This window comes from Labrys neptuniae (genome assembly GCF_040797145.1).
Taxonomy (GTDB): Bacteria; Pseudomonadota; Alphaproteobacteria; order Rhizobiales; family Labraceae; genus Labrys; species Labrys neptuniae.
Window position 1 is genome coordinate 1 of record NZ_JBFNQD010000010.1, and the last position, 12,241, is coordinate 12,241.

The 12,241-nt window shown below is 64.0% G+C and carries 12 protein-coding genes; 10 read left to right on the top strand and 2 right to left on the bottom strand.

All coding sequences use genetic code 11. From position 1 onward, the window contains the following. Positions 1 to 139 precede the first annotated feature (139 nt). The 10 genes from ade to gmk all read left to right on the top strand — a co-directional run bounded on the left by ade (position 140) and on the right by gmk (position 10,363). A complete protein-coding gene (gene ade, locus ABXS05_RS24050; RefSeq protein ID WP_367625633.1) occupies positions 140 to 1,843 on the top strand; it encodes an adenine deaminase in 1,704 nt (567 codons plus the stop codon). Positions 1,844 to 2,030: 187 nt separating this feature from the next. Continuing rightward, positions 2,031 to 2,627: an NAD(P)H-dependent oxidoreductase gene (locus ABXS05_RS24055; RefSeq protein ID WP_367625634.1), complete on the top strand. Its 597-nt coding sequence runs from the start codon at positions 2,031 to 2,033 to the stop codon at positions 2,625 to 2,627. 237 nt (positions 2,628 to 2,864) lie between these two features. Further along, the gene (gene fabD / locus ABXS05_RS24060; RefSeq protein WP_367625635.1) at positions 2,865 to 3,809 is read left to right on the top strand and encodes an ACP S-malonyltransferase; all 945 of its coding nucleotides are present in this window, start codon (positions 2,865 to 2,867) and stop codon (positions 3,807 to 3,809) included. Positions 3,810 to 3,913: 104 nt separating this feature from the next. Beyond that, positions 3,914 to 4,651 carry a 3-oxoacyl-[acyl-carrier-protein] reductase gene (gene fabG / locus ABXS05_RS24065; RefSeq protein WP_311933175.1) on the top strand — a complete coding sequence of 246 codons (738 nt, stop codon included), beginning with the start codon at positions 3,914 to 3,916 and terminating at the stop codon, positions 4,649 to 4,651. A 244-nt stretch (positions 4,652 to 4,895) separates the two neighbouring features. Then, positions 4,896 to 5,132: an acyl carrier protein gene (locus ABXS05_RS24070; protein WP_068287214.1), complete on the top strand. Its 237-nt coding sequence runs from the start codon at positions 4,896 to 4,898 to the stop codon at positions 5,130 to 5,132. 255 nt (positions 5,133 to 5,387) lie between these two features. Further along, entirely contained in the window at positions 5,388 to 6,647 is a 1,260-nt protein-coding gene (gene fabF, locus ABXS05_RS24075) for a beta-ketoacyl-ACP synthase II (RefSeq protein WP_311933174.1), read from the top strand. A 29-nt stretch (positions 6,648 to 6,676) separates the two neighbouring features. Further along, a complete protein-coding gene (locus ABXS05_RS24080; RefSeq protein WP_367625636.1) occupies positions 6,677 to 7,054 on the top strand; it encodes a hypothetical protein in 378 nt (125 codons plus the stop codon). A 158-nt stretch (positions 7,055 to 7,212) separates the two neighbouring features. Then, on the top strand, positions 7,213 to 8,652 hold the full coding sequence (mltG, locus tag ABXS05_RS24085) for an endolytic transglycosylase MltG (RefSeq protein WP_367625637.1): 1,440 nt from the start codon (positions 7,213 to 7,215) through the stop codon (positions 8,650 to 8,652). A 161-nt stretch (positions 8,653 to 8,813) separates the two neighbouring features. Next, entirely contained in the window at positions 8,814 to 9,701 is an 888-nt protein-coding gene (locus ABXS05_RS24090) for a YicC/YloC family endoribonuclease (RefSeq protein WP_367625638.1), read from the top strand. Continuing rightward, on the top strand, positions 9,698 to 10,363 hold the full coding sequence (gene gmk / locus ABXS05_RS24095) for a guanylate kinase (RefSeq protein WP_311933171.1): 666 nt from the start codon (positions 9,698 to 9,700) through the stop codon (positions 10,361 to 10,363). The genes ABXS05_RS24090 and gmk overlap by 4 nt, the downstream gene beginning before the upstream one ends. Before the next feature lie 2 nt (positions 10,364 to 10,365). Here the strand turns inward: gmk and rsmA are convergent, their stop codons facing one another. After that, positions 10,366 to 11,208, bottom strand: a complete 843-nt coding sequence (gene rsmA / locus ABXS05_RS24100; protein ID WP_367625639.1) for a 16S rRNA (adenine(1518)-N(6)/adenine(1519)-N(6))-dimethyltransferase RsmA — start codon at positions 11,206 to 11,208, stop codon at positions 10,366 to 10,368. Positions 11,209 to 11,210: 2 nt separating this feature from the next. Then, entirely contained in the window at positions 11,211 to 12,215 is a 1,005-nt protein-coding gene (pdxA, locus tag ABXS05_RS24105) for a 4-hydroxythreonine-4-phosphate dehydrogenase PdxA (RefSeq protein ID WP_367625640.1), read from the bottom strand. Positions 12,216 to 12,241: the final 26 nt, after the last annotated feature.

A 12,241-nucleotide genomic window follows, 5' to 3' on the forward strand; every position in this document is an offset into this window, starting at 1 on the left:
GTCGATAACTCAAACCTTTGCAGCAGGCACATAAAATAACCCCGCCAAAAATGGCGGGGTTTGTCAGCGGTCTGAGCGGACTGGAAGTCCGCGCTCCAAGGTCTAAGTTGCTCCTTTGCATGCAGAAGGAATCGCCCGGATGGACGCCAGCGAACTCGCCCGATTGATCGCCCAGGGGCGGGGCACCGAGCCGGCGGATCTGGTGATCAAGAATGTGCGCCTCCTCGACCTTGTCAGCGGCGACCTCGCCGAGACCGATATCGCCATCGGCGGAGATCGCATCGTCGGCACCTATGCCAGCTATCGCGGCCGGCGCGAGATCGACGGGCGTGGGCTTGTGGCCGTGCCCGGTTTCATCGACACGCATCTGCATGTCGAATCCTCGCTCGTCACCCCTCCCGAATTCGACCGCTGCGTGCTCCGGCATGGCGTGACCACGGCCATTTGCGATCCGCACGAGATTTCCAACGTGGTCGGGGCCGATGGCATCCGCTATTTTCTGGAGGCGGCCGGTGAGACGGCGCTGGACCTGCGCGTCCAGCTTTCGAGCTGCGTGCCCTCCACCCATCTGGAGACCGCCGGTGCGAGGCTCGAGGCTGCGGATCTCGCACCCTTCAAGAACCACCCCCGCGTGATCGGCCTTGCCGAGTTCATGAATTTCCCGGGCGTGATCAACGCCGATCCTGCCTGCCTCGCCAAGCTTCTGCCGTTCCAGGACGGCCATATCGACGGCCATGCCCCGCTTCTCATCGGCACGGATCTGAATGCCTATCTCACCGCCCGCATTCGTACTGACCATGAGACGACAACGGCCAGGGAGGGCCGGGAAAAGCTTGCCAAGGGCATGACGCTGCTGATCCGGGAAGGCTCCGTTTCCAAGGATCTGCATGCCCTTGCCGAGTTGATCACGGTCAGGAACTCGCCTTATCTCGCCTTCTGCACCGACGATCGCAATCCCCTCGACATTGCCGAGGAGGGCCATCTGGATTTTATGATCCGCACCGCCATCGCCCTCGGCGCCGAGCCGCTGGCGGCCTATCGCACCGCGACCCTGTCGGCGGCCATGGCCTTCGGGCTCAGGGATCGTGGCGTGATCGCGCCCGGCAAGCGGGCCGATATCGTGCTCATCGAGGATCTCGACCATTGTGCCGTGCGACAGGTGATCAGCGCCGGCCGGCTGGTGGAGGACGGCTTGTTCGAGGGGCGGACCCGCATTGCACCGGTGGGGCTTGGCTCGATGAAGGCTCCCCGCGTTGCGGCGGCCGATTTCCGCGTCAAGGCAGGCGGGCCGACCGGGCCGGTGATGGGTGTGGTGCCCGGCAAGATCATCACCGAGCATCTGAGGTTGAGCCTGCCCTATGAGAGTGGTTATCGGAATATCGACCTCGACCAGGACGTGGTGAAGGTGGCCGTGGTCGAGCGCCATGGCGTCAACGGCAATATCGGTCGCGGCTTCGTCAAGGGCTTCAGTTTGAAGCAGGGGGCAATCGCTTCCTCGGTGGGACACGATTCGCACAATATCTGCGTGGTCGGTGCCGATGACGCCGACATGGCGCTGGCGGTCAACCGCCTCGGCGAGATCGGCGGCGGCTTCGTGGTGGCCCGGGATGGCGTCATCCTGGCCGAATTAGCGCTGCCGGTGGCAGGCCTGATGAGCTTGCTGACTTTCGAGGAAGTGCGAGACCACCTGATTCCGCTGCGCACAGCCGCCAAATCCCTTGGTGTCACCCTGGCCGAACCCTTCCTGCAGGTGGCTTTCCTGCCCTTGCCGGTCATTCCCCATCTCAAGATCACCGACAAGGGCATGGTCGACGTCGATCGCTTCGAATTGATCGCCGCTTGAGTCATGGTCTTGACGGTGCTGCATCAGCATTCTGCAACCACCGCTCATGCAGTATTCCGGACTCAGTTTCCGGCTAAAAACTTTTGTGATTTGAATAAATAAACTCAAATCACAGCGATGCGTCGAGCCGATTTTAGTATAAAAGTGCGTTTCTTATCAAAGCGCACTTCGCTTCAGAGTACCCGCGATGAAACTCCTCGTCGTCTATTGCCATCCTTGTTCGGAGAGCTTTGGCGCCTCGATCCGGGATACCGCCCTGCGCGCGCTCGACAAGGCGGGGCATGAGGTCCGCCTGATCGACCTTTATGCGCAGGGTTTCAATCCGGTGATGAGTGCAGAGGAAAGGCGCGGCTATCACGAACCGGGCAGCAATGAGGCGCCCGTGGCCGAGCATCTGGCGCAATTGCGCTGGTGCGAGGGGCTCATCTTCATTCATCCCACCTGGTGGTACGGACCGCCGGCCATGCTCAAGGGCTGGCTCGAGCGGGTCTGGGTGCCGCACGCCACCTTCACCATGCCCGAAAACGGCAAGGCGATCGGCCCGGTGCTGACCCAGATCCGCCTGCTGGGCGTCATCTCCACATTGGGATCGCCCTGGTGGTGGTGGACCTTGTTCATGAAGGCGCCTGGACGCAATATTCTTCTGCGCGGCCTGAAGAGTCTTTGCGCTCCGCGTTGCCGCACGATGTGGCTGGCACTGCACCGTCTCGACGAAACCACCGAAAAGCAGCGCTGCTATTTTCTTGCGAAGGTCGAGAAGAGGCTGGCATCCCTCAAGAATTGAGGAGTGCCGGAAGGCGGTTCCGCAGAATGTTGGGAGGATATTTGACCAATTCTAAACACGCGGTCGGTTGACACGGATGCGCCCCGGGCGGCGGAATTGCCAGCGAGCTCTGCCGAAAGATCCGCAAAGACCGAGTTTTGCCAAGTTTGTGTAAGATGAACGGGTATTCTCACCCTTCGGACTTGACTCAGGCAGCAGCCTATTGTCTCAACGCGCCGTCTCAAACGGGGTTCTTGCATGAGTATCGCCTTCACGTTTCCCGGCCAGGGAAGCCAAAGCGTGGGTATGGGCAAGGCGCTTGCCGATGCCTTTCCCGTAGCCCGCGCCGTCTTCGACGAGATCGACGCAGCGCTTGGCCAGAAGCTGACGGCCGTGATCTGGGATGGCCCGGACAACGACCTCACGCTCACGGAGAACGCCCAGCCGGCGCTGATGGCCGTCTCCCTGGCAGCCTTCCGCGTGCTGCAGGACGAGGCTGGCCTCGATCTCAAGAAACATGCCAGCTTCGTCGCCGGCCATTCGCTCGGTGAATATTCGGCCCTGGCTGCATCGGGGGCGCTGACGATCGCCGATACGGCCCGCCTGCTGCGCATTCGCGGGCGGGCGATGCAGGCCGCGACGCCCGTGGGGACCGGCGCCATGGCCGCCCTCCTCGGTCTCGACTACGAGCAGGCGGCCGCCGTCGCCGCCGAAGCAGCGCAGGGCGAAGTCTGCCAGGCTGCCAACGACAATGCGCCGGGCCAGGTCGTCATTTCCGGCACCAAGGCAGCGGTCGAGCGGGCGGTGGAGATCGCCAAGGGCAAGGGCGCCAAGCGCGCCATCCTCCTACCGGTTTCGGCTCCCTTCCATTGCGCTCTGATGCAACCGGCTGCCGATGCCATGGCCGAGGCGCTTGAAAAGGTCGCCATCGCAGCGCCGGTCGTGCCACTGGTTGCCAATGTCCTTGCCCAGCCGATCTCGGATCCTTCCGAGATCCGCCGCCGCCTCGTCGAGCAGGTGACGGGAACCGTCCGCTGGCGGGAAAGTGTCGAATATCTTGCCGGGGCCGGTGTCACCAAGCTGGTGGAGGTCGGCTCTGGAAAGGTTCTGAGCGGGTTGGTCAGGCGTATAGCCTCCGGCGTAGAAGCGGTGAGCATTGGTACACCGGACGACGTAGCGGCATTCGCGCCGACACTGCGATGAAAGGGCCCACGGCCACCCGTCCGACAGCGGGTGGTCATTTCGGGTGAGGATAAACAATAAAGGGTGCGCCCGCAGTTGCCGGCAGCACTCGATTGGGGATGACGATGTTCGACCTTACTGGCAAGATAGCCCTGGTGACCGGCGCCACGGGCGGAATCGGAGCGGCCATTGCCGCATCTCTGCATCGGCAGGGAGCCACGGTGGCGCTTTCCGGTACGCGCAAGGCGGTGCTGGAGGAACTGGCGGCCAAGCTGGGCGAGCGTGCCCACGTCTTCGCCTGCGACCTGACCGACAAGGAACAGCTCGGCGCGCTGGTCCCGAGTGTCGAGGCGGCCCTGGGTCAGCTGGACATCCTGGTCAACAATGCCGGCTTTACCCGCGACAATCTGATGCTGCGCATGAAGGATGAGGACTGGGACAGCGTCATCGCCGTCAACCTCTCTGCTGCCTTCCATCTGTCGCGGGCCGCGGTGAAGGGAATGCTGAAGCGCCGTACCGGCCGCATCATCAACATTGCCTCGCTTTCCGGTGTCATCGGCAATCCCGGCCAGACCAACTATGCCGCCTCCAAGGCCGGCCTGGTCGGCATGTCCAAGTCGCTCGCGCATGAGGTTGCGAGCCGCGGAATCACCGTCAATTGCATCGCGCCGGGCTTCATCGAAACGGCGATGACGGATGCCCTCAACGAGAAGCAAATGGAACCGATCCTTGCCGCGATCCCCGTGCATCGGCTCGGTCATGTCGACGAGATTGCGGCGGCAGCCGTTTACCTTGCCTCTTCAGAGGCTGCCTATACCACCGGGCAAACTTTGAATATTAACGGCGGAATGGCAATGATTTGAACGAGTTAGGCGTCAATTCCACAGTGATTTCCACTGGCGGGATGCCCGCTGGCAATGGCATTTGAAGTGTGTTAATCACCGCCGAGGGACATTCCGATGGCCCCTACGAATGTGATTGTCCGGGATAATCGGAGGTCAATCGAAGGATTGGCCCCGGCTCAAGGAACTATCCAAACACCGACCGCCTCACCGGCGGCGGAATAAAGTGCCGGCAGGCAGTCTTGGTTTATCAAAGGAACGAAAAATGAGCGATATCGCAGACCGCGTGAAGAAGATCGTGGTTGAACACCTCGGCGTCGATCCGGACAAGGTCACCGAGAATGCGAGCTTCATCGACGATCTGGGCGCTGACTCGCTCGACACGGTTGAGCTGGTCATGGCTTTCGAGGAAGAGTTCAACTGCGAAATCCCCGACGATGCCGCAGAGACGATTCTGACCGTCGGCGATGCCGTCAAGTTCCTGACCAAGGCTACGGCCTGAGACGATCGGGGAGCGAAAGCTCCCCGATATCCATCCATCGACCGGCCGGGGGACGAGATTGCATCATTGCCGGGAACCCTGGAGTGACAGCAGGCATAGCGGCTGCCAGTTCAGCGTAAAGGCAATGCGTTCGAGGCATTGGAAGGGCAGCCCTCAGGGCGCCTGCCTTTCAATGCCCGCCTTGCGTCAGGCAATTTTGCGATCAAACGGGTTTGAGTAGCCGGGGAGGGCGATTCCCCGGCCTTTGGAGGTTCTATGAGGCGCGTTGTCGTAACAGGTCTCGGCATGGTCAACCCGATGGGTGGCGATGTCGAAACATCGTGGTCCAATCTCCTTGCGAGCAAGAGCGGCATCGTCAAGATCGACCGTTTCGAGACGGAGGATCTCAAGGCGCGCATTGCCGGCCTCATTCCGCATGGCGATGGCAGCAACGGCACCTACAATGCCGATCAGTGGATGGAGCCCAAGGAGCAGCGCAAGGTCGACGACTTCATCGTCTTCGCCATGGCCGCGGCCACCCAGGCGCTCGACGATGCCGGCTGGCATCCCGCCTCACAGAAGGACCAGGAAGAGACCGGCGTCCTGATCGGTTCGGGCATTGGCGGCCTGCAGGGCATTGAGGATGCCGCGATCACGCTTCGCGATCGCGGTCCCGGCCGCATCTCGCCCTTCTTCATTCCCGGCCGCCTGATCAACCTGGCCGGCGGCCAGGTCTCCATTCGTCACGGCCTGAAGGGGCCGAACCACGCGGTGGTCACGGCCTGCTCGACCGGTGCGCATGCCATTGGCGATGCCGCCCGCCTGATCGCGCTCGGCGATGCCGAGGTGATGGTGGCCGGCGGCACCGAATCCCCGGTCTGCCGTCTCGCCCTTGCGGGTTTTGCCGCATGCCGTGCGTTGTCGACCGGCTTCAACGACGAGCCCACACGTGCCTCGCGCCCCTATGACCGCGATCGCGACGGTTTCGTCATGGGCGAGGGCGCCGGCTGCGTGGTGCTCGAAGAGTATGGTCACGCCAAGGCGCGTGGCGCCAAGATCTACGCCGAAGTCATCGGCTATGGCCTCTCCGGCGATGCCTATCACATCACTGCGCCGTCAGAAGACGGCGACGGCGCCTTCCGCAGCATGCAGATGGCAGTGAAGCGGGCAGGTATCTCCGTCGGCGAGATCGACTACATCAACGCCCACGGCACCTCCACCATGGCGGATACGATCGAGCTCGGCGCCGTCCAGCGCCTGCTCGGAAATGCGTCCGCGACGGCCTCGATGTCGTCGACCAAATCGGCGACCGGCCATCTGCTCGGCGCTGCCGGTGCGATCGAAGCGATCTTCTCGATCCTGGCCCTTCGCGACCAGATCGTGCCGCCCACCATCAATCTGGAGAATCCCGAAGTGGAGACGCCGATCGATCTGGTGCCGTTGCAGGCGCGCAAGCGCGAGGTGAATGTGGTGCTCTCCAATTCCTTTGGCTTCGGCGGCACCAACGCCTCCTTGATCCTGCGCAAGGCCGATTGATCCTCTGCCCGAGCAGAGCGCGTTCAGGCGTGAACGTCGATTTGCTCGGGTTCTTTGTTTCCGAGCCAATCCAGCGGATCGGCTCGGGCGTCCTTGCGGTTCCTGGTACTTCCGAGAAATCGCAAAACGCGTGGCGCATGGCAGGCATGGGGGAGCTGGCCGGCATTTCTGCCATATTCGCAGGGCATGCCCGCCGGAGCAGAGGTGATACGGCTTCCGGTTTCGGCAATCGGAGGTCGCCTTATTGTTCGTATTTTGATGCATTTTCGCCGAAACACACTGGTATTTGTGCGGCAAAGCGCATTTTGGCAAAGGCCGTGTTTTGCTCTAACTCTTTGTTTCGACGCGTTTTTGCGATTCTTGGCGATTCTGTGGGAACACAGGGCGCCTCGGGCATGGCACAATAGATCCGCCAGTTGCCAGGCTCTGCGGCCCGCGGTCGAGGCGGGCAAATATGTAGGCGTACGAGGTTTCTATGGTCGATGATCGGGATGATTCGGGACTAGCGAACGAACGCTCGCGCTCCTTCGGGAAAGGTGCTGCCGGCTCGCGCGGATCCCGCAACATGATCCAGCCCGATGCCGTCGCCAAGCCGCCGACACGTTCGAGCGCCGTGCGCAATCCCTTCGTGGTCGCGGGCAACGCGATCTTCGTCCTGCTGATGCTGATCGCCATCGGCGGCTATTTCGGTCTGCGCCAGTTCACCTCGCCCGGGCCGCTCTCCGAAGCCAAGACCGTTTATGTGCCCAAGGGCAGTGGCCGTGACGAGATCGCCGATTCCCTTGAGCGCCAGGGCGTGATCGACAGTGCCACCGTCTTCACCACCGGCGCGTTGATCCTGGGACATAGCAATCTCAAGGCGGGCGAATACGCCTTCAAGCCCGGCGCCTCGATGTATGACGTCATGAACATCCTGGTGGACGGCAAGGTGATCCAGCATTCGATCACCATTCCCGAGGGCCTCACCAGCCAGATGATCATCGATCGTCTGAGCCAGGACGACCTGCTCACCGGCGATGCCCCGCCGGTGCCGCCCGAAGGAGCTCTCCTGCCCGACACCTACAAATATGAGCGTGGCACCACGCGCTCGGCCATGGTGCGCAAGATGCAGGAAGAGCAGAAGGCCCTGGTCGATCAGATCTGGAAGCAGCGCGCGCCCAATCTGCCGCTGAAGAGCCCGGCGGAGATGGTAACGCTGGCCTCGATCGTCGAGAAGGAGACGGGCCAGGCGGATGAGCGGCCCCATGTCGCGAGCGTCTTCATCAACAGGCTGCAGAAGAACATGCGCCTGCAATCCGATCCGACCGTGATCTACGGCATGGTCGGCGGCAAGGGTAAGCTCGACAGGGCGCTGACCAGCGCCGACCTCTCGCAGCCGACGCGCTTCAATACCTACACCATAGCCGGCCTGCCGCCGTCCCCCATCGCCAATCCCGGCAGGGCCGCCATGCAGGCCGTGGCGACCCCCTTGGCGACCAAGGATCTCTACTTCGTTGCCGATGGCACGGGTGGGCATGCCTTTGCTCCGACTCTGGACGAGCACAACAAGAATGTCGCCAAATGGCGCCAGTTCCAGCAGCAGGGCGGCAATGCCACCGTCGCACCGCCGCAGCCGACACCTGCGCCGGCACCGGACAATGCCGCAGCGGCGCCGGCGCCAGCCCCGGCCGAGGCCCCCGCAGCCAAGCCACCGGCAAAGCCTTGCAAGAAAGGCAGCAAGGCCTGCAAGCAGCAGACGGAGGCCGAGGCGCCGTCTGCACCCACGCCGCCACCGGTACCAACTCCGTCACCAGCACCCGCTCCGTCACCGGCACCTGCAGCCGATGTCCCGCTGCCTGCTCCTTCGGCGCCCCCGGCTGCAGAGGCGCCGGCCGCACCCAATGCCGACCCGGCCCAGGCTGGCAAGCCCAAGAAGGGCGGCTTTGACGATCCTGTCGCCAATACCAACCATGACCCGCTGCTCGACAAGACCTTCGATCTGAATTCGCCGCAGTCGGTGCAATAGGCTGGCTGCGTGCGAGCCGCTTGAGCGCGGGGCCGCGGGGCTCTATCTTCCGTCAGGCTTATTCGACGCGCCCGCGGCGCGTCGGGAGCGAGCGCTCAGTTCCGGTTGCCGGTGAAATCCGTCCGGTCGGATGCTGAAATCACCGTATGGAACGTTGGAAGATGTCCGTTGTCAGCATGACCGGCTTTGCCCGGGTGGAAGGACAGACCGGCGCGAACCGCTGGGCCTGGGAAATCAAGACCGTCAATGGCAAGAGCCTCGACGTCCGCTTCCGGTTGCCGCCCGGATTCGAGGCGCTGGAGGCTTCGGCACGCGCCGCCTTGGGCGCCGCCTTTGCTCGCGGCTCGTGCCAGATCGGCCTGTCGCTGAAGCGCGATGCCGTGGCGCCGGTGGTGCGTATCAACCAGGCGGTGCTCGATGCCATCGTCTCGGCGATGGCCGAGGCCTCGCACAAGGTCGATGCGGCGGCGCCGCGCCTCGATGGCCTCTTTGCCATCAAGGGCGTGCTCGAGGTCGAGGAGCAGGAGGAGGACGAGGCGGGACGCGCCGCGCTGCAGGAGGTCCTGCTGGAGGGGTTCGCCAGGGCCGTAGCCCAATGCGCCGAGATGAGGCGGCGGGAAGGGCAGGCGCTCGCCCGCGTCCTGCTCGGCCGTATCGACGAGATCGAGGCCCTCACCCGTGAGGCGGACACCAATCCAGCGCGCCAGCCCGCGGCCGTGCGGGAGCGGCTTGCCGCCCAGATTGCCGCCCTGCTCGACGCCTCGTCGTCGCTCGACCCCGACAGGCTGCACCAGGAGGCGATCCTGATGGCAGCCAAGGCCGACATCCGCGAGGAACTCGACCGGCTGCATGCGCATGTTGCCGCCGCGCGCGATCTGCTGGCCAAGGGCGGCCCGGTGGGACGGCGCCTCGACTTTCTCGCGCAGGAGTTCAACCGGGAAGTCAACACCCTTTGCTCCAAGGCGAATGATGTCAGCTTGACCGCGACCGGTCTTTCTCTCAAAGCAGTGGTCGAGCAATTCCGCGAACAGGTTCAGAATATCGAATGAGTAGCACTGCGTCCGTTCCCCAGCGCCGGGGCCTCCTGCTGATCGTTTCCTCGCCCTCCGGTGCCGGCAAGACCACGCTGACACGCCTTCTTCTGGCCGAAGACAAGTCGATGCATCTGTCGATCTCGGTAACGACGCGGCCGCGCCGTGGCAGCGAGATTGACGGCGTGCATTATCGCTTCATCGACGCCGGTAGCTTCGAGACCATGCGCGAGAAGGGCGAATTGCTGGAATCGGCCAAGGTACACGGTAATTACTACGGCACGCCGGCCGGGCCGGTGGAAGAGGCCCTGGCCGCCGGGCGTGATGTCCTGTTCGATATCGACTGGCAGGGCACCATGCAGATCTACAACAAGATGAGGCCGGATATCGTCTCCGTCTTCGTCCTGCCGCCGTCGGTGGCCGAACTCAAGGCGCGGCTGGAGCGGCGGGCCGAGGATAGTCCCGAGATCATCCTGCAGCGCCTGCAGAATGCCCGCGTCGAGATCAGCCACTGGACGAAATATGACTATGTGCTGGTCAACACCGACCTGCAGACGACCTATGCCAAGCTCAAGGAAATCCTCGACGTCGAACGCATGAAGCGCCAGGACAAGTCGCAGGTCGGCCAACTGGTTGATACGCTGAAGGCCGACCTCGACGCACTCACACGCGGGCGCTGAGGCTACTTCAAGGCATGCGCCAGCGCGACGAAGGCGGCGACCGGGACTTCCTCGGCGCGCATCTCCGGGCGCAGGCCCGCATCGGCCAGCGCGGCGCCGAGATCGCCGCCAAGCCCTTTGAGGCTCTGGCGCAGCATCTTGCGCCGCTGGCCGAAGGCGGCCTGCGTGATCCGCTCCAGGGCCGCCGGAGTACAGGGCAGCGGCGCCGGACGGGGGCGCAGATGCACCACAGACGAGGTGACCTTGGGCGGTGGCACGAAGGCACTCGGCGGCACGTCGAAGACGATTTCCGCTTCCGTCCGCCATCCGGCCAGGACCCCGAGGCGGCCATAGGCCCCGTCCGCTTCGGTGGCCACGATGCGCTCGGCAACTTCCTTCTGGAACATCAGCGTCATCGACTGGAACCAGGGCGGCCAGGGCTCGGTCTTCAGCCAGCCGATCAGCAGGGGAGTCGCCACGTTGTAGGGCAGGTTGGCGGTGATGCGCACCGGCCCTTCCAGCCCGGCGATCAGCGCCGGCCAATCCGCTTCGAGGGCATCGCCGGCATGGACCGTCAACCGGCCGGGATAGTGGGCCGCGATTTCGGCAAGGGCCGCCAGGCAGCGCTCGTCGCGTTCGACGGCGACCACATGGCGAGCGCCGCAGGCCAGCAGAGCGCGGGTCAGGCCGCCGGGACCGGGGCCGACCTCCACGACATTCACCCCCTCCAGCGAGCCGCCCGCCCGCGCGATCTTGGCGGTGAGGTTGAGGTCGAGCAGGAAGTTCTGGCCGAGGGACTTCTTGGCCATCAGCTCGTGCTGTCGGATGACCTCGCGCAGCGGAGGAAGGTTGTCGATCTGGGCCATGGTCAGCGGGACATCCTGTCGGCCAGCGCCAGGCTGGCAAGGAAGCTGGAAGGGTTGGCCTCGCCGGTACCGGCAAGGTCGAAGGCCGTGCCATGGTCGGGCGAGGTGCGTATGAAAGGCAGGCCCAAGGTGACGTTGACGGCCTCGTCGAAGGCGAGCGCCTTCGCCGGCGCCAGGGCCTGATCGTGATACATGCACAAGGCGACGTCGAAGCCCTGGCGCGCCCGAGCATGGAACATGGTGTCGGCGGGCAGGGGACCGCGAGCGTCGATGCCGGCCGCTCTCAGCCGGGCGATAGCGGGCGCGACGACGGCGTTGTCCTCCCGGCCCAGCGTGCCATTCTCGCCGGCATGCGGGTTGAGACCGGCGACCGCGAGCCGCGGAGCCATGATGGCGAAACGAGCCTTGAGATCCTGGGCAACGATCAGCCCGGTCTCAAAGATCAGCTCCTCGCTGAGGGCTGCGGGCACCTCGGCCAAGGGAATGTGAATGGTCACCGGCACCACGGCCACCGTTTCGGACCAGATCATCATCACCGGCTTGCCGTCGTGGCCCCAATGGCGGTGCGCCAATTCACCCAGGAATTCGGTATGGCCGGGATGGCTGAAGCCGGCGCGATAGAGCACCTCCTTCATGATCGGAGGTGTGACCACGGCCCGGGCCTGCCCGCGGCGAACAGACAGCACGGCGCGTTCGATCGACTCGATGACCGCGGCGGCACCGGCGACATCGGGCCTGCCGGGCTGGTCAGGGGCGGGATTGGCCAAGGGAACCACAGGAAGGCCACGTGCGAAGGCTGCGAATGCGCCGGCTTCGTCGGTCTCGACGATGGTCAGATCGAGACCGATGCGCCGAGCACGGTCCGACAACAGGCCGGGATCGCCATAGACGAAGAAAGGCGCGGCTTCGCGGCGGGCTGAGGCTGCCGTCACGATCAGCTCCGGGCCGATGCCTGCCGGTTCCCCCATGGTCAAGGCAATTGGCAGCGAGGACTGTTCGGTCGGCATGATCAGGTCAGATGAGCTCGCTTGCA

What these genes read in the sequence shown, in the direction of transcription:
- ade (WP_367625633.1), top strand. Translation starts at nt 140, where the DNA reads ATGGACGCCAGCGAACTCGCCCGATTGATCGCCCAGGGGCGGGGCACC.
- ABXS05_RS24055 (WP_367625634.1), top strand. Translation starts at nt 2,031, where the DNA reads ATGAAACTCCTCGTCGTCTATTGCCATCCTTGTTCGGAGAGCTTTGGC.
- fabD (WP_367625635.1), top strand. Translation starts at nt 2,865, where the DNA reads ATGAGTATCGCCTTCACGTTTCCCGGCCAGGGAAGCCAAAGCGTGGGT.
- fabG (WP_311933175.1), top strand. Translation starts at nt 3,914, where the DNA reads ATGTTCGACCTTACTGGCAAGATAGCCCTGGTGACCGGCGCCACGGGC.
- ABXS05_RS24070 (WP_068287214.1), top strand. Translation starts at nt 4,896, where the DNA reads ATGAGCGATATCGCAGACCGCGTGAAGAAGATCGTGGTTGAACACCTC.
- fabF (WP_311933174.1), top strand. Translation starts at nt 5,388, where the DNA reads ATGAGGCGCGTTGTCGTAACAGGTCTCGGCATGGTCAACCCGATGGGT.
- mltG (WP_367625637.1), top strand. Translation starts at nt 7,213, where the DNA reads ATGATCCAGCCCGATGCCGTCGCCAAGCCGCCGACACGTTCGAGCGCC.
- ABXS05_RS24090 (WP_367625638.1), top strand. Translation starts at nt 8,814, where the DNA reads ATGTCCGTTGTCAGCATGACCGGCTTTGCCCGGGTGGAAGGACAGACC.
- gmk (WP_311933171.1), top strand. Translation starts at nt 9,698, where the DNA reads ATGAGTAGCACTGCGTCCGTTCCCCAGCGCCGGGGCCTCCTGCTGATC.
- rsmA (WP_367625639.1), bottom strand. Translation starts at nt 11,208, where the DNA reads ATGGCCCAGATCGACAACCTTCCTCCGCTGCGCGAGGTCATCCGACAG.
- pdxA (WP_367625640.1), bottom strand. Translation starts at nt 12,215, where the DNA reads ATGCCGACCGAACAGTCCTCGCTGCCAATTGCCTTGACCATGGGGGAA.